Annotated in this window: 19 protein-coding genes; 11 read left to right on the top strand and 8 right to left on the bottom strand. The window is 38.6% G+C overall.

Features of this window, described 5'->3' with window-relative positions:
• Position 1 precedes the first annotated feature (1 nt).
• Both ACORJQ_RS02865 and uvrD read right to left on the bottom strand, forming a co-directional pair.
• Positions 2-643 carry an ABC transporter ATP-binding protein gene (locus tag ACORJQ_RS02865; protein WP_321325848.1) on the bottom strand — a complete coding sequence of 214 codons (642 nt, stop codon included), beginning with the start codon at positions 641-643 and terminating at the stop codon, positions 2-4.
• Positions 644-646: 3 nt separating this feature from the next.
• The gene (gene uvrD, locus ACORJQ_RS02860; RefSeq protein WP_321325846.1) at positions 647-2,944 is read right to left on the bottom strand and encodes a DNA helicase II; all 2,298 of its coding nucleotides are present in this window, start codon (positions 2,942-2,944) and stop codon (positions 647-649) included.
• Positions 2,945-3,607: 663 nt separating this feature from the next.
• On the opposite strand from uvrD, the gene trxA reads away from it, so the two are divergent.
• From trxA to hemE, 5 genes are all read left to right on the top strand, one after another.
• Positions 3,608-3,916 (top strand): thioredoxin TrxA, encoded by a 309-nt coding sequence (gene trxA / locus ACORJQ_RS02855; protein WP_321325844.1) that lies wholly within the window; start codon positions 3,608-3,610, stop codon positions 3,914-3,916.
• 153 nt (positions 3,917-4,069) lie between these two features.
• Entirely contained in the window at positions 4,070-5,326 is a 1,257-nt protein-coding gene (rho, locus tag ACORJQ_RS02850) for a transcription termination factor Rho (RefSeq protein WP_321325843.1), read from the top strand.
• Between the two features lie 154 nt (positions 5,327-5,480).
• A complete protein-coding gene (locus ACORJQ_RS02845; RefSeq protein WP_321325841.1) occupies positions 5,481-5,729 on the top strand; it encodes a type B 50S ribosomal protein L31 in 249 nt (82 codons plus the stop codon).
• 197 nt (positions 5,730-5,926) lie between these two features.
• Positions 5,927-6,754: a thermonuclease family protein gene (locus tag ACORJQ_RS02840; protein WP_321325839.1), complete on the top strand. Its 828-nt coding sequence runs from the start codon at positions 5,927-5,929 to the stop codon at positions 6,752-6,754.
• Positions 6,755-6,906: 152 nt separating this feature from the next.
• The gene (gene hemE, locus ACORJQ_RS02835; protein WP_321325837.1) at positions 6,907-7,971 is read left to right on the top strand and encodes a uroporphyrinogen decarboxylase; all 1,065 of its coding nucleotides are present in this window, start codon (positions 6,907-6,909) and stop codon (positions 7,969-7,971) included.
• Between the two features lie 127 nt (positions 7,972-8,098).
• Here hemE and ACORJQ_RS02830 read toward each other — a convergent pair whose 3' ends face one another.
• The 3 genes from ACORJQ_RS02830 to mutY all read right to left on the bottom strand — a co-directional run bounded on the left by ACORJQ_RS02830 (position 8,099) and on the right by mutY (position 10,853).
• Positions 8,099-9,313 (bottom strand): EAL and HDOD domain-containing protein, encoded by a 1,215-nt coding sequence (locus ACORJQ_RS02830; protein WP_321325836.1) that lies wholly within the window; start codon positions 9,311-9,313, stop codon positions 8,099-8,101.
• 73 nt (positions 9,314-9,386) lie between these two features.
• Positions 9,387-9,656 (bottom strand): oxidative damage protection protein, encoded by a 270-nt coding sequence (locus ACORJQ_RS02825; RefSeq protein ID WP_321325835.1) that lies wholly within the window; start codon positions 9,654-9,656, stop codon positions 9,387-9,389.
• A gap of 33 nt (positions 9,657-9,689) precedes the next feature.
• Positions 9,690-10,853: an A/G-specific adenine glycosylase gene (mutY, locus tag ACORJQ_RS02820; protein ID WP_321325833.1), complete on the bottom strand. Its 1,164-nt coding sequence runs from the start codon at positions 10,851-10,853 to the stop codon at positions 9,690-9,692.
• Between the two features lie 170 nt (positions 10,854-11,023).
• Here mutY and trmB point away from each other — a divergent pair, with 170 nt between their 5' ends.
• Positions 11,024-11,746, top strand: a complete 723-nt coding sequence (gene trmB / locus ACORJQ_RS02815) for a tRNA (guanosine(46)-N7)-methyltransferase TrmB (RefSeq protein WP_321325832.1) — start codon at positions 11,024-11,026, stop codon at positions 11,744-11,746.
• A 34-nt stretch (positions 11,747-11,780) separates the two neighbouring features.
• On the opposite strand, the gene ACORJQ_RS02810 is transcribed toward trmB, so the two are convergent.
• Both ACORJQ_RS02810 and hemW read right to left on the bottom strand, forming a co-directional pair.
• Entirely contained in the window at positions 11,781-14,033 is a 2,253-nt protein-coding gene (locus ACORJQ_RS02810) for an AsmA family protein (RefSeq protein ID WP_321325831.1), read from the bottom strand.
• A gap of 89 nt (positions 14,034-14,122) precedes the next feature.
• The gene (gene hemW, locus ACORJQ_RS02805) at positions 14,123-15,280 is read right to left on the bottom strand and encodes a radical SAM family heme chaperone HemW (protein ID WP_321325829.1); all 1,158 of its coding nucleotides are present in this window, start codon (positions 15,278-15,280) and stop codon (positions 14,123-14,125) included.
• 220 nt (positions 15,281-15,500) lie between these two features.
• Here hemW and ACORJQ_RS02800 point away from each other — a divergent pair, with 220 nt between their 5' ends.
• Positions 15,501-15,896, top strand: a complete 396-nt coding sequence (locus ACORJQ_RS02800; RefSeq protein WP_321325828.1) for a hypothetical protein — start codon at positions 15,501-15,503, stop codon at positions 15,894-15,896.
• A 170-nt stretch (positions 15,897-16,066) separates the two neighbouring features.
• On the top strand, positions 16,067-17,464 hold the full coding sequence (locus ACORJQ_RS02795) for an MBL fold metallo-hydrolase RNA specificity domain-containing protein (RefSeq protein WP_321325826.1): 1,398 nt from the start codon (positions 16,067-16,069) through the stop codon (positions 17,462-17,464).
• Between the two features lie 63 nt (positions 17,465-17,527).
• On the opposite strand, the gene rdgB is transcribed toward ACORJQ_RS02795, so the two are convergent.
• A complete protein-coding gene (rdgB, locus tag ACORJQ_RS02790; protein ID WP_321325825.1) occupies positions 17,528-18,139 on the bottom strand; it encodes an RdgB/HAM1 family non-canonical purine NTP pyrophosphatase in 612 nt (203 codons plus the stop codon).
• A 78-nt stretch (positions 18,140-18,217) separates the two neighbouring features.
• Here rdgB and ACORJQ_RS02785 point away from each other — a divergent pair, with 78 nt between their 5' ends.
• The 3 genes from ACORJQ_RS02785 to ACORJQ_RS02775 all read left to right on the top strand — a co-directional run bounded on the left by ACORJQ_RS02785 (position 18,218) and on the right by ACORJQ_RS02775 (position 22,377).
• Positions 18,218-19,147, top strand: coding sequence for a YicC/YloC family endoribonuclease (locus ACORJQ_RS02785; protein ID WP_321325824.1), 930 nt, complete (start codon positions 18,218-18,220; stop codon positions 19,145-19,147).
• 246 nt (positions 19,148-19,393) lie between these two features.
• Positions 19,394-19,603 carry a hypothetical protein gene (locus ACORJQ_RS02780; protein ID WP_321325822.1) on the top strand — a complete coding sequence of 70 codons (210 nt, stop codon included), beginning with the start codon at positions 19,394-19,396 and terminating at the stop codon, positions 19,601-19,603.
• Positions 19,604-19,902: 299 nt separating this feature from the next.
• On the top strand, positions 19,903-22,377 hold the full coding sequence (locus ACORJQ_RS02775) for a penicillin-binding protein 1A (protein ID WP_321325820.1): 2,475 nt from the start codon (positions 19,903-19,905) through the stop codon (positions 22,375-22,377).
• Positions 22,378-22,389 lie beyond the last annotated feature (12 nt).

Below are 22,389 nucleotides of genomic sequence, written 5' to 3'. Positions count from 1 at the left end.
ATTACCCTAAGTCCTCACTGCTATAACCATGTTTGGTAAAGGTCAGCGTTTTTGTTGCCATTCGCTTAGTTTGCTCTGGATCATGACTAATCCACAGTGCGATTGCATGGTTTTGTTGAACATACTCTTTAACCATGGTTTCAACTAGATATTCACTGCTAGGGTCTAAGTTTGCGGTTATTTCATCAAGCAATAAAACCTTAGGTTGATATTGCAGTCCACGGAGCAATGCAAATCGTTGTTTTTCACCCGATGAAAGTGAATCTGGATTCGCATTTAACATGATGGTATCGAGCCCAATTTTTGCAAGCTGCTGCTCTTTTGGCGGTGTGTCAAAATGAGTGGCAACCACATCATCCCACCATGCCGTTTCTGCGGAAAAATACATAACTTGAACACGCCAAATCTCTGGGCTGGTTTGTTCTAGAATTTGTTGCTCTAACTGAACCTTTCCTGAATGTTCAATTAAGTCAGCCAATGCTTTAAAAAACTGTGACTTACCACTACCAGAGGGGCCAGAGACCATACAGATATCTTTAGCATTCAATTGCAAATCAATTGCCGCAGACATGCCTTTCGCTTTTAGATTTTCAATCGTCAAAAAGAGGTTAGTATCAACAGGTTTTTCTACTGATTGTGGCACCGTTTAGCCCTTTTTCTCTAAATTGGCGTAAGCGGTAACTAACCACTTTGGGCCTGCGTGGGTAAAGTTGATTTGAATACGTGCATGGTCACCACTGCCTTCGGTTCCGACCACCGTGCCATCACCAAATTTTTGATGAAACACTCTTTCGCCAACATTAAACCCTGTTTCATTTACCGTACTGGTTAATCCAAATGCTGGCTGTTGCGAATAACCACCAAACGCAGGAGCTACTGAACCTGACAGTCGCACCGTTTCAATACAGTCTTGTGGAATCTCTTTAATAAAACGTGATGGTGTTGGAAACAGTTCTTTACCGTGAATTCTTCGACGAGTGGCATAGGTAATCATTAATTGCTTTTCAGCACGGGTGACACCGACATAAGCTAGACGTCGTTCTTCCTCTAAGCGTGAGGCATCTTCATGCGATTGCTGCGACGGAAATAACCCCTCTTCAACCCCAATCATAAAGACTAACGGAAACTCCAAGCCTTTGGCGGCATGTAAGGTCATTAATTGCACCGAAGATTCCCATTCGTCCGCCTGACGTTCACCGGCTTCTAAAGCTGCTTGAGCGAGAAATTCTGATAAAGGATTATCAAAGGTTGGTGTTAATAAAATGGTATTGCCATCTTCATCAATCCCTTCAACGGTATTTTGATTGGCGGCTTGATTAATAGCTTGACCAGCAAACGCTTGCTGTTCAGTTTCAACTCCATTGGCATTTTGCTGTGCATTAGCTTGCTTAAACTGACTAGCGGCGTTAATCAGTTCGTCAATGTTTTCTAAACGGCCTTGACCTTGTTCTGTACGGTCTTTTTCAAAATGGGCTTGCAAACCAGATTGCGATACGACCTTAAGCATTTGGTCTTCAAGATTAAGTGGCTGAGTGAGTTCATCTAAGTTGTTAATTAACTCTAAAAAACTAGCAATTGAGGTTTTTGCTCTCGGGGTTAAGCCATTTTCAACCAATTGTTGTGCGGCATCCCACAAAGAGATTTGGTTATGTTTGGCGACTTCACGAATAGTATCGGCCGTTTTTTGGCCAATGCCTCTTGGCGGATGGTTATAGGCACGTTCAAAAGCCGCATCATCTGCACGATTAACCAATAAACGTAAATAGCTCAATACATCCTTAATTTCAGCACGGTCATAGAAACGTAAACCACCATAAACACGATACGGAATCTGTGCTTGCATTAAGGCTTGTTCTAAAATTCGCGACTGGGCATTTGAACGATATAGAATCGCCACTTCATTTCGAGCACCGCCATTTTCGCACCATTGTTCAATTTGATTACAGACATAACGAGCTTCGTCCATCTCATTAAAGGCTTCATAGACTTTAATTAGCTCACCCTTTTCACCAGCTGACCAAAGCTCTTTACCCATACGTGAAGTGTTATTGGCAATTAAACCGTTAGCGGCGTTCAAAATGGTTTCGGTTGAACGATAGTTTTGTTCTAAACGCACCATTTTTACATTGGCAAAATCTTCATCAAACTGGCGAATATTTTCTACTTTAGCACCACGCCAACCGTAAATAGATTGGTCATCATCACCCACCACAAATAACTTACCTGAACCACCTGCTAACACTCTTAACCAGGCATATTGCAAACTATTGGTATCTTGAAACTCATCCACCAAAATATGTTTAAAGCGAGCTTGATAGTGAGCTAAAACCGAAGGCTGCTTTAACCATAACTCATGAGCTCTTAATAATAGTTCGGCAAAATCAACCAGCCCTGATCGCTGGCACTGTTCTTCATAAGCTTTATAAACCTGAACCATTTTGCCCACAAATGGATTGTGACCAATATCGATATGATGTGGACGTCTGCCCTCTTCTTTTTCGCCATTAATAAACGCTTGGATTTGCTTGTGAGGCCACTGAGCTTCATCAAGTTCCATCGCTTTTAACAAACGTTTAATGACTCGTTTTTGGTCATCCGAATCTAAAATTTGAAAATCTTGCGGTAAACCTGCTTCTTGGTAATGTTGGCGAAGAATCCGATAAGCAATCCCATGAAACGTACCCATAGTCAAACCAGCCGCTTGTTGGCCAATCAACTTTTCTATACGACCACGCATCTCGTTTGAGGCTTTATTGGTAAAGGTCACGGCCAACACATTATAAGGAGAATGCCCCATAACCTGGGTTAACCAAGCAATACGATGCACCAATACGCGAGTTTTACCACTTCCGGCCCCAGCTAAAATTAACGCATGGGTTTCATCTGCCGTCACGGCTTCACGCTGTGCATCGTTTAAGTCATTTAATATAAAAGAGATATCCATCAAAAATTCCGTGTGCGTCATTTAAAGCATATACATAATGTTCTTACTCAACATCAGGCTTACTAGGCATTTATTAATTGCTATTTAAAAATACCCGGCCTGTACTTTCCTATGGCCATAATGTCTTGTAAGCACAAAATGCAATACTCAAAATGAGAAAATAAACCTTAAAATGATTAAAAATCTCAAGGTTTATCAATTAAAAATTAATGCCACATATCGTACGATAATTTAGGTTAAGTTTGGTGACTTTCACACGCCAAAACAACTTAAAAAGCACCCTCAATAATAAATTAAACTTGGTTTTACCCTGCACTCGTAAAACAGGATTACTCTATGCTCATAGAGATAGCCCTCTAGAGGATTACCAGGCCTGGTAAATTTAAAATCACCTTGAAACTAAGATTTAAACATTACTTATTTCTAATATTTTTTAACAATAAGACTTGATATTTAAAAAATCTTCCTGTAATGTTTGTCCAATATCAAAGAACATTGAAGTTTTTCAAAACGAATTTCAGTTGGTATCAACAAGTTCGACATCACATCAAATATTAAAATCCATACAGCTCCTACACGTTTATAAACAACATGACCTACTCCTACATAAGAGTATGCGTGAATTAAGTGTATCTGTATGATAATTTAGAGTTAGGAGAAAACATGATTTCAACAAGCGATTCAAACTTTGAAGCAGAAGTTTTACAATCAGACCTTCCAGTACTAGTCGATTTTTGGGCAGAATGGTGTGGCCCTTGTAAGATGATTGCTCCAATCTTAGATGATATTTCTACTGAATATGCTGGTAAAGTAAAAGTAGCTAAGTTAAACATTGATGAGAACCCATCAACTCCACCAAAATATGGTGTTCGTGGTATTCCAACATTAATGTTATTTAAAAACGGTGAAGTAGATGCAACTCAAGTAGGTGCTAAATCACAGTTAACCGCGTTCTTAGACGGTAACCTGTAATACTTACCTCCTAAATAGGAAATCTATTTAGGAGGAAAACCTCCCCATCTTTATAGTCATTAGAACTTCAGTAAGAAACTCAAAAACTCAATCATTGAACGAATTTAACATTCATTTCAACACTTCAAGAAACCATCAAATAAAAAATAAATTATGCATTTACTCGATTTAAAAAAACAATCTGCCGCTAAACTTCTAGACCTAGCTTCAAGCATGGGCTTAGACAACTTAGCTCGTTTACGCAAACAAGACATTGTCTTCGCCATCTTAAAAGCACACTCTAAAAAGGGTGAGGACATTTTTGGCGAAGGCGTTTTAGAAATCTTGCCTGATGGTTTTGGTTTCTTACGTTCTGGTGACGGCTCTTATCTAGCTGGCCCTGATGATCTTTATGTTTCTCCTAGCCAAATCCGTCGTTTTGGATTACGCAAAGGTGACACAATTCAAGGTAAAATTCGTCCTCCTAAAGAAGGTGAACGTTACTTTGCTTTGTTAAAAGTTGAACAAATCAACTACGAAGATCCCGATGTTGCTCGCAAGAAAATAGCCTTTGAAAACTTAACGCCTCTGCACGCCCAAGACCGTTTAAAAATGGAAATTGGTAACGGCAGTACCGAAGACATTACACCACGTATTATTGATATTGCCGCTCCGTTTGGTAAAGGTCAGCGTGGTTTGATTGTGGCACCGCCTAAGTCAGGTAAAACGGTTATTCTTCAGCAAATGGCACAATCTATTGCTGAGAACTATCCCGATGCACACCTGATTGTTCTTCTTATTGACGAACGTCCTGAAGAAGTAACCGAGATGGAACGCACCGTTAAAGGTGAAGTGATTTCATCTACTTTCGATGAACCAGCAACCCGTCACGTACAAGTTGCAGAAATGGTTATTGAAAAAGCCAAACGTTTAACTGAACATAAGACAGACGTTATTATCTTATTAGATTCAATTACCCGTTTAGCTCGTGCTTACAATACGGTTGTACCAGCATCAGGTAAAATCTTAACGGGTGGTGTGGATGCCAACGCATTACATCGCCCTAAGCGTTTCTTTGGTGCCGCTCGTAACATTGAAGAAGGTGGTTCTTTAACCATTATTGCTACGGCATTGGTTGATACAGGTTCTAAGATGGATGAAGTTATCTTTGAAGAATTCAAAGGGACTGGTAACATGGAATTACACCTTTCTCGCAATATTGCAGAGAAACGTATTTTCCCAGCTATCAACTTAACTAAATCTGGTACTCGTAAAGAAGAGTTACTCACCACACCAGAAGAGCTACAAAACATTTGGATACTTCGTCGTTTCTTACAATCTGTCAATGAAGTGGAAGCGATTGAAACCTTAATTGACCAAATGAAAGTCTCTAAAACAAACCAAGCATTATTTGAAGCAATGAAAGGCTAATTTGATTTAAAAATCAATATGCAAATCAATGCATTAAATAACGATAAAAGTTAATAAAAAGTTAAGCAAGTTTATATAATTAAGCTTGCAATTCTTATTTTTATCAATATAATGCTCTTTTTTTATAGAATTAACTTATTATTGGACCGTCATCATGAAAGCAGGCATTCATCCAGAGTACAAAGAAGTAGTTTTCCAGGATATCTCAACTGGCGAAACCTTTATTACTCGCTCAACAATTGAAAAGACTTCTGGCGACACAATTACTCTAGACGGTAAAGACTACCCGCTAGTTCGTGTTGAAGTTTCTAGCGCATCTCACCCTTTCTACACTGGTAAACAGACTCTTGTAGATACTGAAGGTCGTGTTGAGAAATTCAAGCAGAAATACGCTCGTCGTTAATCAAATCTTTTTGGTTACACGCAAAAGCACTACAGGTTTTACCTCTAGTGCTTTTTTTATATCTAAATTTTCTTGTCCCTTCGCTTTTATAATTTTCTCTTTTTAAAATGACCAGGCCTGGCAAATTTTGCAAAGCTTATTTATCTTGGCTTATCAATTGCTTGGTATTTAACCTTAAAATCATTACAATCAATAGCATGAAACCAATTACCCTACCAATTTTAAGCCTCATTATTTTAATGAGCTCTCTACTCTCTTTAAGTGCCCTTGCAGAAGACGAACAAAGCTGCAAAATCGACACGAGCAAATTATTATGGACTAAAGCGGAATACGCCATTTCTGGTGACACCTTAGTTATCAACAAACAAGTGGTTAGACTTATTGGTATTCATGCACCCAAAATTGCCAAAGAGCAAAAATTTAATAACTCTGGTGAACCGCTTGCAAAAGAATCTCAGACTTTCCTTAATAAACTACTCGCTAATAATAATTTAGAAGTAGGTGTTGAATTTGATACGACACGCCTAGACAATCGTAATAGACAGCTGGTGCACCTATTTTTAAAAGATGGCACAAGCATTCAACAAAAAATTCTAGAAAGTGGTTTTGCAGTAAACCGCACTATGTATAACAACCTAAAACACGCAAAATGCTATTATCAAGCTGAAGAGAAAGCTCGTAAAGGCGGCTATCAGTTGTGGGATTATTTAGCTAAACATCCAGACAGCCACTTCCCATTAGTCGATAGCTCTAAACTCACCACACAAGACACTGGCTTTAGAATTATTAAAGGCAAAATCGTTAAGGTAGATAAATCATCAACTAACTATATTATTAATATGGATACGACAGGAATTCGTATTCCTAAAGAATATTGGGATCGTTTTGATTACAACAAAATCAAAGCACTTGAAGGGCAAACAATCGAAGTACGAGGTTACGCATATCTATATAAACGTGTGATGTACATGATTATTAAAGAGCCATACGCATTTGCTCCATTTAGCCCTATAGGCAATTCTTAACCCATAACATTAACATCATTAACTTCATAACTCTGTCACTATTCTGCAGAGCTAAATCCTTGCTTTACCCGCTTTTTCCGCTAAAATAACCCTCTATTTTTCAGTGGACGTTTAGATTAACGTTCCCATTAAGCTACAGAAAGGGCCTTATTATGGCAGAACTACAAAACGATCGTTTTTTACGTGCACTTCTTAAAGAACCAGTTGACCGCACTCCAGTATGGATGATGCGTCAAGCGGGTCGTTATCTGCCTGAATACCGTGCAACACGTGCCAAAGCCGGCTCTTTTATGGATCTTTGCAAAAACAAAGAATTAGCTTCTGAAGTGACTTTACAGCCACTTGAGCGTTACCCTTTAGATGCGGCAATTTTATTCTCTGACATCCTAACAATTCCAGATGCTATGGGATTAGGATTACGTTTTGAAACTGGTGAAGGCCCTGTATTTGATAAACCGATCAAAACGCAAGCTGATGTTGACCGTCTATTTGTTCCTGATATGGGTTCTGATTTAGGTTACGTAATGGATGCGGTAAGCACTATCCGTAAAGATTTAAATGGCCGTGTGCCATTAATTGGCTTTTCTGGTAGCCCTTGGACATTAGCGACTTATATGGTTGAGGGTGGCTCAAGTAAGCAGTTTGGTAAAGTTAAAGGCATGATGTTTGAACAGCCTAAGATGATGCACCAAATCCTTGATGTATTAGCTGACTCAGTAACCGCCTATTTAAACGCTCAAATTGAGGCTGGTGCACAAGCGGTACAAATTTTTGATACTTGGGGTGGTCTATTAACGCCGCGCGACTACAAAGCCTTCTCTTTAGACTATATGGCTAAAATTGTAGATGGTTTAATTAAAGAAAAAGATGGCCGTAAAGTACCATGCATTCTTTACACCAAAGGTGGTGGTCAGTGGTTACATGCTATGGCCGATGCTGGTGCAGATTGTTTAGGTATTGACTGGACAATGGATATGGCAGATGCACGAGCTCAAGTGGGTGACCGCGTTGCTTTACAAGGTAATATGGATCCAACCGTTCTTTATGCTTCACCTGAAAGAGTTCGCCAAGAAGTAAAAAGCGTATTAGATAGCTATGGCAAAGGTGAAGGTCACATCTTTAACCTAGGACATGGAATTCACCCAGGTATTGATCCAGAGACCGTAGATGCATTTATTAATGCGGTAGTTGATTTCAGCCCAGAATATCACCAATAAATTACCACCAATAAATAGCCTGTCTGTTATTACTAAAACGCCCTCATTTGAGGGCGTTTTAGTTTGTGCGACTTAAAATTGAACTGACACAATTTATAAATACAATTTTAATGATGCAATAATTTGGCTATCGCTTTCTACCAACGTCCACACTATCTGCAAATTTCATCGCCTGTAAATACATGTTAGAAACTTCAGTTGGGGTTAAGTCTTTAGGCACAATAAAATCTGTTTTACCACGCTCTAGTCCTTTTACCATCGTTAACACTTGGCCTAAATCACCCTGCTCTTTTAATAAAGCCATCTCAATCCTTGGCTCTAAACCTAACTGCTTAATTAGGGTTGTAAGCTCGGTATCCATAACGGCATCTAAACAAGAAAAAAGGCCCACTGTAAAATAACTGTCTACCGAAGCATTACCAATTTTTGCCCCTACAATTTCACAAAATTTTGCTCTGGTCAGAGCCGTAGTAAACAGTTCAAAAGGTTTATCATCAACCCCTGATAGAACCAACATACTTGCCCAACTTTTTAAACGGTTTAAACCAAATCGCAACACCGCATCATGAATTGACGAAATTTGTACACCAGAAACATTCGTTTCAGCCACAAATTTAAGCAACTTTTGGCTTAACGAGACATCTTGACTAATAATATCTGTCAAGCTATGCATATCCACATCGGGGTTATACACTTTAGATAACAGCTCAAGAATAGTAAGTTTATTGTTAGGCAATCTTTTACCTTCAATAATTTTAGGTTTAGCAAAAAAGTAACCTTGAAAGTAGTCAAAACCTAACTTTAGGCAAAACTCATACTGCTCACGAGTTTCTACTTTTTCTGCTAGTAAAAGAATACCTTGAGCTTTTAGTCTAGCAGCATGCTCTGCCAGTTTCTTAGGACCTACTTGAGTTATTTCAACCTTAACAATATCGGCAAATTTTTCTAACGACTGTAGTTCTGGATTAAAAATATAATCATCTAATGCAATGGTAAAACCCATTTCTTTAAGTTTAGCTAAAGATTCAAGTAATTGTGGTGTGACCTCAATATCTTCTAACACCTCAATAACTATTTTTCTTTTGGGGAAAAATGGATGATACTCTCTAAGCAATAGACCTTCAGTAAAGTTGATAAAGCCTTTGTGATTTCCTAAAACTTCGGCCAACCCCAACTCACCAAAGACATTCATCATCACTTGAGCAGAGGCCGCATCACCGCCTAAGATAACGGCGTGATTGTTTTGTACTCCACTGCGAAACAAAAGTTCATAAGCGATGACTTCAAGGTCTTTATTAAATATAGGTTGGCGACCAATATAGATATCAACAAACTGACTCACACTTTTTCCTTAAGGCTTTCTGATTACTTTTTAATCAGACTAAACAATTTTCTACAAACCGACCGCAAACAACTTAAACAGATTTAAACTCATCAGGCATATCAATATCTTGATCATCAAATAAGAACTTTTGCATCTCTTCTAATAAAAAAGTACGTGCTTTTGCATCTAAACTCGACAAACGATATTCATTAATTAAAATCGTTTGCTGCCCTAACCATTGTTTCCAAGCCTCCTTAGAAACATTGTCATAGACTTTTTGTCCTAGTTCACCTGGAAAAGGTAAAAAGTCTAAACCTTCTAACTCTTCACCCATTTTTACGCATTTTACTTTTCTGCTCATAATTTTTACTCCGTAACCCGTTAATGTTCTTTGCTAAATTGACCCATCTCGTAAACGTGAATCTAACTGCATGATCAATTTGCTAATGGGGGCTGGTAAACCCACCTTATTATTTTTTAAAGCGGCTAACGAATACCAAGCTTCTGGCGGTATTTCGCTATCAATATTGGCTTTTTGATTACCCGTTAACAGCTCTGGCAATTCAGTACTATATTGCACTGTGTTTTCAGCTACATTGGTTGTCATTTCGCATTTATCTTCAATCTTTAGATAAATTGGATGAATATCTAAATGATAATGTGAAAACGTATGCCTGAATACATCCCATTCTATCAAAGTCTGTTCACTTGTGGTTTGGCTTTGCACAAATTGCTCACACAAGCTAAAACTAGTAAACTCTGGCAAACTCCACAATCCACCCCAAATGCCTTTTTGTGGCCGTTGCTGCAATAATACATCACCGTTTTGTTTGGTTTGAATAAGTAACCAGGCCTGCTTAATTGGTTTATCTTTTTTTGGTTTTTTATACGGAAACTCAGCCACCCTATTTTGCTGATAAGCTTGGCAATCTGCTTGTTGCGGACAGGCCTGGCAATTTGGCTTACTGCGAGTGCACAATGTTGCCCCTAAATCCATAATCGCTTGAGTGTAATCGGCAAAACGTTCCTTTGGCGTCAATTTATCTGCAAGTAACCATAATTGATTTTCTATGGCTTTTTCACCTGGCCAACCGTCAACCGCATAATAACGACTTAACACGCGTTTTACATTGCCATCCAATATGGCAAAACGTTGCTGCAAAGCAATAGATAAAATGGCACCGGCGGTAGAGCGCCCTATTCCAGGAAGGGCCACAATTGCATCAAAATCATTAGGAAATTCACCATTATGTTCGGCAACAATAAGCTGAGCCGCTTTATGCAAGTTTCGCCCTCTGGCATAGTAACCTAAGCCTGCCCAATGGGATAAAACCTGCTCTTGAGTAGCATTTGCCAAATCTACCACCGTAGGAAAGCTCTGCATAAACTTTAGATAATACGGTATAACGGTTTTAACCTGGGTTTGTTGCAACATAATTTCAGACACCCAAACCCGATAAGGATTAATCTCTTGTTGCCACGGTAAATCATGTCGACCATATTGATCAAACCACTCTAATAATTTATCTGAAAATGAATGCTTTATATTCTGTGCCATTTAAGCCCTTAACCATCAAAACTGATCTCTAAGCTATATTATAAAGACTGCTTAAATATTGCTTAAAGACGGCTTCTTAGATTGTAATAGATTGTATTTTTTGAATTACGCTATACTATACGCATTCAAAATTAACTCAACCGATTCTCATATCCTATACCAGAAAAATTATGACTGAAGAAAGCAAATCAAACCAAACTCAAGACGATAATAAATCAACGATTACACGCCGTATTAAAAGCTTTGTTTTACGCCAAGGACGTTTGTCTGCCGCACAACAAAAAGCAATTGATACGCAATGGCCAAAATTTGGTTTAACCGTCAGTGATCAATTATTAGACTTTACAGAACTGTTTGGCCGTGATGCCCCTACAGTGGTTGAAATTGGTTTTGGAATGGGAAAAAGCTTAGCAGAAATGGCCGAAGCAAACCCTCAACAAAACTATATTGGTATTGAAGTCCACAGGCCTGGTATTGGTGCGTTATTAAAATTAGTTGAAGAGAAAGGTTTAACTAATATACGTGTTTTTAATGACGATGCGATTGAAGTGTTGGAAAAATGTATTCCAAAGGATTCATTGGCGGGTGTTTATCTGTTTTTTCCTGATCCTTGGCATAAAAAACGCCACAATAAACGCCGTATTGTACAACCTGCTTTTGCAAAAACGATTGCCTCGCACCTTAAACCTGGTGGGCAATTTCACATGGCAACAGACTGGGAAGATTATGCCGTTCACATGATGGAAGTGATGAATGAAGCTGAAGATTACCGCAACATCAGTGGTGAAGGACAATACACACCTAGTCCAGATTATCGCCCGCTTACTAAGTTTGAAGCTCGTGGGCATAAACTAGGCCACGGAGTTTGGGATTTAATTTTTGAGCGTGTTTAAACCCACCTCAATCTTTCAAATCGTCCTATAACTTTTAATTTAAAATCGCCTGTAAAGCCTTTAAAACTGGCGATTTATCAATCAATTTTGGGCTTAACTCTGCAAAATCGATAGACCAATTAGGGTTTTGCATATCACCCTTAAAAACCAATGGCAATGTAGTACCCTTTAATCCTTTTATAGCTAGTCCTTTCATAAAGTCTTCTGAGCTATCAACCCTTAATCGTAAGACGCCATCCACTTGTTCGGTTGCCAAATTTAGTTGACCACTACCGCTTCCTTTAAAACGATTACTTACAACGGTAAGAAGCATTGGGCTGTAAATGCCCCTCTCACAACTCCCCTTTGTTTTAAGGTATTTAAAATGGGTAAAAGTTGCTTGCTGTGGATTCAAATCCAAATCACCTTGCAATAATTGGTTTAGGTTTACGCCATAAAGTTTGGCGTTTTCTATTTCTGCATTGATTTTACATTGCAGATTCTCTGCCCAATCTTTGGTTGTATTTCCTTTTGTGGCAAAAATAAAATGGCTACTTAAGCTACCATTTAAGTTTGATTGCTGTTTTGGCATTAGCTGATTTAGAGCGAGAGATTTGGTTTGTCCTTTCCAAAAATAATCTGGCTGAGGATTAGATAAATCAATCAAAAGCTTAGATTGCATCAAGCCTTCATTAAACACAATATCAAAGGGTGCTAACTCAAGTTCACCGTTTCGGCTCTGAAATTCTATGGTGACTTTTTTTGCTTTAATATTTGCCGCAGAAAAATCCACCAACTTAAGTGAACCTTGTGCATACAGGGTTTGCAAAAACGCAACGGGAATGGGATAAAAGGTGTTTTGTAATTTAGCAGGCCTGGTATTTAGAGTTTTTTTTTGTGTATTTTCAGAACTTTCGAAGCTTGCAACGGTGTCTTCTGGCTGAGAATTAACGCCGTTATTTACCGTGTTTTTGAGATTAGCATCAACCTGTTTTAACTCACCTTTTATGAGGTAGTTTTGTAAGTTCAAATGGTTTAGCGTTAAATCAAATTTTGCTGGCATCGAAGAGTGAAATGGAATGGATAATTTGCCAGTGATGTCGGTATCATCGACCTTGGCATTAACCTCTTTAATAGAAAGCGTTTTACCATCCCAATGCCAATTAAAGGTGCCCGTTGCTTTAGTTAAAGATTGCTCATTAACCATTGCGGGAACTGGAAAACCTAAATGCTCTACCCACGATTTTAAATCAAGCTCTTTAGCCGTGAAGTTGCCTGCAAACTCGGGAACCGCACCGTAACTACCATCAAAACTGGTTTTTACTTCTGAATTCAAGCCTTCTAAAACCGCATTTTTAATGTAGACATGTTGCTCAGTAAAATCAACCATAAACCCTTCACCATGGGTCGTTAGGCGTACATCTGGACGATTTTGCTCTTTTGGCAACTGCATGCGAAACACGCCTTGCCAATTAGATAAATGCAATTGACTAAACTGTTTAGCTAACAACATTTTGGCATTGATTTCAAAATCAAACTGTCTCTGGGATTGGCTATGCTTGTATACAAAATCGCTATTTATTTCAAATGGCTGATTGGGCTTTATATCAAAAGAGAGCAAGTTTACTTTACTGACACTCACCGTATAGTTTTGGGTTTTATCAGTGTAGTCAACTTCACCATTTTTAATTAATAAACTCTTTAAACTCCAATCTTGGTTGTTCTCACTGGTATTACCATTTGCCGCATTACTCTCATTAGCCACTTTTACCAGGCCTGGTAAATTTGTTTTTGAAGTGACGTTAGCGTGACGTAAATAGTTTGGATTAAACAGCCCATCACTTGAACTTAATTGACTCAATTTTTGAGTGCTATTGTTAGGCAGTATGGCTGCTAAAAAATCAATATCTGACCAGTTATTTTGGTTAGCCATTTGTACAAAATGAATTTTAGGTTCAATTAACTCCAAGCTAAGAACCTTAACCCTTCGCTCTAAAAACAATTGCGGTAATGATAGCTCTATTTGAGCCTCTTTCATCGTCATTAGATTTTCAGAACCAAATCCAGGTTTGTTTTTTAGACGCATGTCACCAACATGAAACATAAACGGCAAAATAGAAACCTTTACCTCACCCTCAATTTTAAAGTCTCGATGAGTTAGCTCTTTGACTTCTTTTTCAATTTGGGGTTTGTACTGATTAAAATCAATTAGACTTACTGCTCCAGCAAACGCCAAAAACAGCAATATCGGAATAATGGCAATAATCAAAATGGCGCGTTTTGACCATTTAATAGCAGTTTTTGTCACAAAATTACTCTTAATAGTTCATAAAATGGGAGTTTCTATAATCACCTTTGTAATCAACAATGGCTTTAACAAGACTCTTATTATACGTTTTACTCAGTTAAAAAAGCACTGACCACATCATTGAGATATTGTTGCCCTTTTGGGGTTAATTGTAACCAGCTAGAGTCACTAACCGTGATTAAACCTTGGTTTTGCAAACTCTCTAAAGTAGGCAAAATTTGGCTGTGTGGCAACCCTGTTCTTAATGCAAACAGATGCAAATCAAAGCCTTGCTGCAATCGCAAGGCATTGAGCATAAATTCAAAAATAGCGTCCTCATCTTCTAACCAGTGAGTACGTCCAGCATCGGGTGATTTCATCGCTTCTATATAACCACCTGGTGAGGCAGGCATTTGAGTTCTAAAAATTCGTCCTTCTGGTGCCATGGTAATTTTTCCATGAGCCCCCGCACCCAATCCAATGTAATCACCAAATTGCCAGTAATTTAAGTTATGTTTACACTGGCGATTTTTCTGAGCATAGGCAGAGACTTCATAATGTTCATACCCTGCTTTAGCAATCACTTGTTGGCAAGCTTGTTGAAATTCCCAGGCCTGGTCATCGTTGGGTAATACTGGCGGATTTTTATAAAATGGCGTATTGGGTTCTAAGGTTAATTGATAATGCGATAAATGCGGTGGCTGATAACTCAAGGCTTGCTCAACATCAGCAATGGCTTGCTCTAAAGTTTGGTTGGGTAACGCAAACATTAGGTCTAAATTAAAGTTTGTGAACCCTGCTGATTTGGCGGCTAATATGGCTTTATCCGCCTCATTCGCGGAGTGAATTCTGCCAAGAGCTTTAAGCTTTTCATCATCAAATGACTGTATACCCATTGATAATCGATTAATACCAGCCTCATAAAAACCCGCAAACTTTTCAAAATCAACCGTACCAGGGTTGGCTTCTAACGTAATCTCTATTTCTGGAGAAAACCCTAACAAGGCTCTGGCTTGCGATAAAAATCGATTTAACCCCTCTTCTGAAATCAAACTTGGTGTGCCGCCACCAAAAAAAATTGAACGAATCGGTCGCCCCCAAATCTGCGGCAGCAATCGTTCCAACTGAAGCAACATCGCATCGATATAAGCCGCTTCATCAATCTCTTTTTTAAGCGTGTGTGAATTAAAGTCACAATAAGGGCATTTTTGCACACACCAAGGGTAATGCACATACAAGCTAAGCGGAAGTGGCTGAGTAAAATTCACAAAGTTATCTCTATCATTAAATTTTCAGGCCTAACATTAACAGACCAGCATTTGCCACACATTCTACCGTTTTATAGACTTTTTGCGTGTAAAAACAGAGGACGATATTTAGGTTTTATAACTTTAACTAGACCATGCCTAATTATTATCAATGACGATTTGTATTGAATGTCGCATTTATATTAAGCGATACTAATATTCCAATTTAGAGGGAATATTCATGTTAAAAACGCACTTTATTACCTTATCGATCTCTTGCCTTACTCTGGCATCTTTTAGCACTAATAGCTCAGCAGCAGAACAGACTCGAGCAATTTTAATGACACAAATCCAAGGTCAACCGACCCAATCCAATCCTTATCCTGTAGAACTAAAGATTGTTCAAGGGCCAGCTAAAGGCTGTAAAGTCTATGGCACAGCCCACCTTAACGCAAAGCGTTTACGTTATGAGTATAAGCTGCAACCAGTAAATTGCATCAAAAATGGACACGCGGTCTCAGTAGGTACAGTTGTGCGTGGTCAACATAATATTAAAGGCACTATGGCTAATAGTGGTTTGGGACGCGATTACCTAGTGTCAAATAAAGGTGTAACGGTAACGTTATCTAATGAATAAAATCTCAAATAGAAGGACTTTTTACCTTTCACACTACTTGTCTAGTGTCGTTAATAATGATTTTGAAATTCTTTAAGAAATTGATTTAATGTAATGTTGATTTAAATTATGTGCTTAAACTCAAGCATATGCTAATCTGATCAACACTCCATTAAAAAGAGGCCTTTACTATGGTTCCTATTCAATCGTTTGGTGCAGCTGAAACCGTTACGGGTTCATGTCATTTTTTACAGCTTAAATCTGGCCCCAAAATACTCATAGACTGCGGGATGTTTCAAGGCCACTCTGATCATGACTCAGCTGAGCCTTTCGGCTTTAATCCTCAAGATGTTGATATTTTACTCATTACTCATGCCCATTTAGACCATGTTGGTCGCATACCTAAACTGGTTAAAGAAGGGTTCAATGGTCGAATTGTAGCCACTAGAGCCACAATGGATTTAGCCGAGGTTGTATTATTAGATAGTGCAAAAATAGCCGAAGAAGACTTCAAAACCTCACTCAAAAAAGCCAAACGCCGTGGTGATGAAAAAGAAGTTGCTGAGCCAATCTATACGATTGATGATGCCAGAGCCGTTTTTGATATGAACATTCAATATGCAGACTACGATAATACTATTCAGCTTGATAAAAATGTTAGTGCAACCTTTAGAAATGCTGGTCACATCTTAGGTTCATCCACCATTCAAATTGATTTTAACGATGATGGACAAAATAAAACCATTGTCTTTTCTGGCGATTTAGGTGGTTGTATTGATACCGTTATGCCCTCTCCTACAACGATTCCAAAAGCGGATGCACTTTATATAGAATCAACCTATGGAGACCGCAATCATCGCTCTTTAGAAGACAGTGTGAATGAATTTAAAACTGCAGTAATTCAAACACTTAAAAATGAAGGGAATGTTCTTATTCCTTCGTTTGCCATTGAACGAACCCAAGAGATTTTAATCTTACTAAAACAGATGTATTACGACAATGAACTTCCTGAATGTAAGATATTTTTAGATTCACCAATGGCCACCAAAGCGACTGTCATTTACAACCAAAACCATAAAAACCTAAACAAGACTGCCCAAGAACTGTTTAATAAAGATGGTTCTGTGTTTGACTTTCCGTACTTAGAGTACACCGTTAGCGGTGCTGACTCTATGCAAATTAACGAGGTTGAATCGGGTGCGATTATCATTGCAGGAAGTGGAATGTGTAATGGTGGACGAATTCTGCATCACTTTAAACACCGTTTATGGAATGATAAAAACACCCTGATCTTTGTGGGCTACCAGGTAGAGGGAACTTTAGGTAGGAACTTGGTTGATGGGGCTGAATTTATTCACGTATATGGCGAAAAAATCAAAGTACGAGCCAACCGACTCATGATTAATGGTTTCTCAGCCCATGCCGATCAAAAGGACATGCTCAAATGGGTGGGAGCCTTTGAAACGCTTGATAAAGTCTTCTTGATTCATGGAGAGCGTGATAAACAAGAAATCTTTAAAAAAGCGATTGAAGACAAACTTCACAAAACAGTTCATATTGTGGAATATGCAGAAGAGGTTTGGATTTAAAGGAATTTGAATTTACCAGGCCTGGTAAATTGCATTGTTAAATTAACAATTCACTGCCAATAATTAAGCTCCACGTCTTAATTGCATAACCAACCCGTTTAAAGCCTGTGCCCGATGGCTCACTTGGTTTTTTTGTGATTTTGGCAATTCTGCTGCTGTTTTACCAAACTCTTCTACCCAAAAAATCGGGTCATAACCAAATCCGCCATCTCCGCGTTTTTCGGTCAAAATCTCACCATACCAACGCCCTAAACCAATAATGGGAGTTGGATCATCAGCGTGTTCTAAATATACCATTGCACAATAATAGCTTGCTTGGCGTTGTTCTGCAGGCAAGCCTGCCAACTCATCTAATAACTTTTGAAGATTCGTTTCATCATTAGTCGCTTCACCGTAAATATCTTGTGAATAACGTGCTGAATAAATTCCTGGGCGACCCTGCAAAGCAGACACTTCTATTCCGGAATCATCCGCAATCGCAGGTAACCCTGTTTTTTGAGAAGCGTAGCGTGCTTTTAAAATTGCGTTTTCAATAAACGTTAACCCTGTCTCTTCGGCTTCAGTATCAAAAAATTCAGACTGCACTTTTACCTGCCAACCATGCGGCTGTAAAATATCAGACATTTCTTGTAACTTACCTTGATTACCGGTAGCCAATACAACCGTTTGCACCATTGTGTTTCCTTTTACTCTGAGTCTTGCTAAATTACCGTTATTATAAGTCAACGACTCCAAAAAATTTAGGCATTGAAAATGAGCAATCTAAATTACAACGTAAACAGTATGACCGCTTTTGCTCGTACTCAAGAGAATCATGATTTTGGGCAAATAAGTTGGGAAATTCGCTCGGTCAATCAGCGTTATTTAGAGATAAGCCCTCGTTTACCTGATAACTTTAGACATCTAGAAACAGCCTTAAGAACCCAACTCAAACAACGCATTGCTCGTGGTAAGCTCGATATCTCATTACAGGTTAATATCGCTCAAACGCAACCTTCAATGCAGGTAAATGCAGCGTTACTTGATTCTTTAAATAAAGCCATTGATCAAGTACAAAACTCAATACCTGCAGCAAGCCATATTAACCCACTTGAGGTTTTACAGTGGCCAGGTGTACTTCAAGTAAATGATTCAAACATAGAGCAAGAGACTTTAGATACACAAGTTTTAAACGATTTACAAAAAGCCATTGATTTATTTAGTGAACATCGGCTTCGTGAAGGACAAGGTTTAGCGGAAGTGATTTTGCAACGTTGTGAATCAATATCCCAACTGATTGCTCACCTTGAAGCCAAATTACCAAGTATTTTAGAAAACCACACACAAAACCTTAAAAATCGAATAACAAGCTTAGCCGAAAATTTAAACAATCATATAGGAGATGAGGTAAACGAATACCGCTTTCATCAAGAAGTCGCCATAATCGCACAAAAAATGGATATTAATGAAGAGATTGAACGCATTAAAATCCACCTCAATGAAGTGATACACATCATTACTCAAAATGGTAAAACAGAACCTTTATCGCCGATAGGCCGAAGGCTCGACTTTTTAATGCAAGAACTTAATCGTGAAGCGAATACGCTTGGCTCCAAATCAATTAATGCTTTTACCTCACAAACCAGTGTTGACCTAAAGGTGTTAATAGAACAAATGAGAGAGCAAGTACAAAATATTGAATAGAGGTTGCATAGAGCCCAAACTAGAATAAAGTCAATTTTTATAGGTAGCTAATACAAGTCCTAATACAGGTCCTATTACAGGTCATAAACCAGCAACAAAAAACCATAAAAATATCTTGCCCTTAATGAGCGGTATAAACTTGATATAAATCAATCTTAAGCGGGTAATTTGATTGAAATTTAAGCGTAAAATCAGTATAGTTCGAGGTGAAATAAAATATATAAAACTTTGTTGAGGCAAAAAATCATGAATAACTTTGTAAAAATGTTACTTACTATCGTAGTTGCTGTGGTTATTCCATTAGCGGTTCTTTTAGGTATTTGGGCTGGCATTCTTCCACAATCACTACAAGTTGCAATTGGTCTTGCAGGTGTAGCGTTAGCGGCAGCATTTATCATTATTGGTAACCTATATCTAATGTACAGCGACATCAAAACAGGTCGTTACAGCAAGTAATAAAACGGATTTTATTACTGTTTAAAACCCAGCCCTGGCTGGGTTTTTTAGTTTTATAGATAGCACATTTCATTGTTTTCAATTTCTTCTAGCCATATCCTCACTCCTGATAGATGTTCACCCCCCTTTAATCCGCAGTTTTCTTTCATCATTCAATCGTAAATTGCCTATCAACTTAATACGCAAAAAAGCTATAATAGCCTCAATTTTAAAACAAAATACAGCATGCACAGAGTTTCGTGATTAAGCGATACAAAGTACGTTGCAAATAGCCAAACGAACACAAACAGAGTCAATTCATGAGTGAAGAAAACAATCCAACAATTGAAGTGAAAAATGATCTGGCTAAAAGCCCGACACCTGAGAACACAACTTCTTCAGCTCAAGAACCACCTGTGAAACCACCTAAAAAGAAACGTCGAATCTTTTTATGGTTTTTTGCAATTAGCTTTGTTATTTTTGGCATTATCATTCCTGCTATTGCGGCAACCTATTACTATGTAACCATCTATCCAACCCTGCCAGATGCATCTGAACTTAAAGATGTCAGTTACCAAGTTCCGCTTCGTATCGTGACCAAAGACAATAAATTAATCAGTGAAATAGGTACCAAAAAACGCCTACCTTTAGAGTATTCTCAAATTCCAGAACGTATGACCCAAGCCATTATCTCTGCGGAAGATGAACGATTTTTTGAACATGGTGGTGTCGATTTTCGTGGTTTAGGCCGTGCGGTCTATGAACTGGTTACTACTGGTGATAAAAAATCAGGTGGTTCAACCATCACCATGCAGGTGGCTCGTAACTTCTTTTTAACTAAAGAAAAGACTTATTTAAGAAAATTGAACGAGATTATTCTCTCCTACAAAATAGAAAACGAACTTAGCAAACAAGAGATATTGGCTCTTTACCTAAATAAAATCTTTTTAGGCTATCGATCATACGGTGTTGCCGCGGCTGCACAAACCTATTATGGTCGCCCAATTTCTGAATTAACGCTTGACGAATATGCCATGATTGCAGGTTTGCCAAAAGCCCCATCAGCCTATAATCCTATTGCAAACCCTAGCCGAGCTAAACTACGACGTAACTATGTTTTACGCCGCATGCATGAGCTTAATTTCATTACAGAAGATGAAATGAAACAGGCACAAGAGGTTGAAGTGCATGCCGACAAGCATGCTGCAATGGTTGATGTTGAAGCCGATTATGTTGCCGAGATGGCTCGCTCTTTTGCACTTGAAAAATTTGGTCTTGAAGCGTTGCAAAATGGCTTAACGATTGTAACTACCATTGACAGCAAACTACAGAAACAAGCCAACAAAGCAGTACGTGAAGGTTTACAACGTTATGAACGCCGTCACGGATACCGTGGTCCTATCACCAATTTAGACTTAACCTCTTTTGAAGACCAAGATGCGATTTTAGAGCAACTAAAAGACACGCCAAATTATGGCGATTTACAGGTTGGTGTCGTTACCGACTTTGCTAAAACAGATACCCAAGTCTTAATGGAAAATGGTGAAACAATTTCAATTCCATTCAGCACTATGGAATGGGCTGCACCCTACAAAACCGTCAACTACAAAGGGAAAAATCCTAAAAAGCCGCAAGATGTACTAAAAAAAGGCGATGTAATCTATTTGGAGCTACTGAATAACCAATGGCAACTTGCTCAAGATCCTGCAACAGAATCGGCTTTGGTTTCTATTGATTCACATGACGGGCATATCTTTGCATTAGTAGGTGGTTACGATTATTTTAGAAGTAAATTTAACCGTGCCACTCACGGACGCCGCCAAGTAGGTTCTAACATTAAACCATTTTTATATTCTGCCGGTTTAAATAGCGGCATGACTGCGGCAACCACCATTAACGATGCCCCGGTGGTTTTTCACGACAAAAACTTAGAAGATGTGTGGCGTCCAGAAAACTATTCTGGTCGTTTTTATGGCCCTACCCGTTTACGTAACGCTTTGGCTTTCTCACGTAACTTGGTTTCTATTCGATTACTCAGAAAACTAGGTATAAGTGATGCCTCAGAATATATTGAACGTTTTGGATTCCCAAAAGAAGAGATTGATAAACACCGTGACTTATCACTCGCATTAGGAAGTGTGCAGTTTACGCCTTGGGAAGTGGCTAGAGCTTATTCGACATTTTCAAACACTGGGTATTTGATTGAGCCTTATATTATTGATGAAGTTCGCGATTTTAATGGTGATGTGCTTTACAAAACCGTTCCTAAAATTGCCTGCACTGATAACCGTTGTGTGCCAGGTGATGAGCAAAATGCTCCAAGAGTAATAGAACAGCGTAACGCCTATATTATGGATACCATCATGCAAGATGTTATTCGCATTGGTTCTGGTAAAAAAGCCAAAGAGCTAAACCGAGTAGATATTGCAGGTAAAACAGGAACCACCAACGAACAAAAAGATGCTTGGTTCTCAGGATTCAATTCAAATATAGTCACAACTGTATGGGTAGGATTTGATAGCCCAACCACACTTGGACGCAGTGAAGTAGGCGGTAGAGCTTCATTACCTATCTGGATGGATTACATGAAAGTGGCTCTTGAAGCTTATCCAAATGTTCCATTCACTCAACCTGATGGCATTGTTAATATTCCAATTGATCCAGAAACGGGGCAAGCTGTACCGACAAATACCCCTGGGTCAATTACAGAAATTTTTAGAGAAGAGAATGCACCAGAGGTACCAAAAGTATCGCAAAAGCAAATAGAAGAGATTACCGACGACCTTTTTAATTAATATTTGAGGCTT

The sequence above is a fragment of the Thiomicrorhabdus sp. genome, from assembly GCF_963662555.1.
Lineage (GTDB): Bacteria > Pseudomonadota > Gammaproteobacteria > Thiomicrospirales > Thiomicrospiraceae > Thiomicrorhabdus.
This window is presented reverse-complemented; position numbering and strand designations above follow the sequence as displayed.

Coding starts and splice junctions, on each gene's coding strand:
- mutY (WP_321325833.1), bottom strand. CDS start 10,853: ATGGCACAGAATATAAAGCATTCATTTTCAGATAAATTATTAGAGTGG.
- trmB (WP_321325832.1), top strand. CDS start 11,024: ATGACTGAAGAAAGCAAATCAAACCAAACTCAAGACGATAATAAATCA.
- trxA (WP_321325844.1), top strand. CDS start 3,608: ATGATTTCAACAAGCGATTCAAACTTTGAAGCAGAAGTTTTACAATCA.
- ACORJQ_RS02825 (WP_321325835.1), bottom strand. CDS start 9,656: ATGAGCAGAAAAGTAAAATGCGTAAAAATGGGTGAAGAGTTAGAAGGT.
- ACORJQ_RS02800 (WP_321325828.1), top strand. CDS start 15,501: ATGTTAAAAACGCACTTTATTACCTTATCGATCTCTTGCCTTACTCTG.
- ACORJQ_RS02780 (WP_321325822.1), top strand. CDS start 19,394: ATGAATAACTTTGTAAAAATGTTACTTACTATCGTAGTTGCTGTGGTT.
- ACORJQ_RS02775 (WP_321325820.1), top strand. CDS start 19,903: ATGAGTGAAGAAAACAATCCAACAATTGAAGTGAAAAATGATCTGGCT.
- hemE (WP_321325837.1), top strand. CDS start 6,907: ATGGCAGAACTACAAAACGATCGTTTTTTACGTGCACTTCTTAAAGAA.
- rdgB (WP_321325825.1), bottom strand. CDS start 18,139: ATGGTGCAAACGGTTGTATTGGCTACCGGTAATCAAGGTAAGTTACAA.
- ACORJQ_RS02785 (WP_321325824.1), top strand. CDS start 18,218: ATGAGCAATCTAAATTACAACGTAAACAGTATGACCGCTTTTGCTCGT.
- ACORJQ_RS02845 (WP_321325841.1), top strand. CDS start 5,481: ATGAAAGCAGGCATTCATCCAGAGTACAAAGAAGTAGTTTTCCAGGAT.
- ACORJQ_RS02840 (WP_321325839.1), top strand. CDS start 5,927: ATGAAACCAATTACCCTACCAATTTTAAGCCTCATTATTTTAATGAGC.
- uvrD (WP_321325846.1), bottom strand. CDS start 2,944: ATGGATATCTCTTTTATATTAAATGACTTAAACGATGCACAGCGTGAA.
- ACORJQ_RS02795 (WP_321325826.1), top strand. CDS start 16,067: ATGGTTCCTATTCAATCGTTTGGTGCAGCTGAAACCGTTACGGGTTCA.
- rho (WP_321325843.1), top strand. CDS start 4,070: ATGCATTTACTCGATTTAAAAAAACAATCTGCCGCTAAACTTCTAGAC.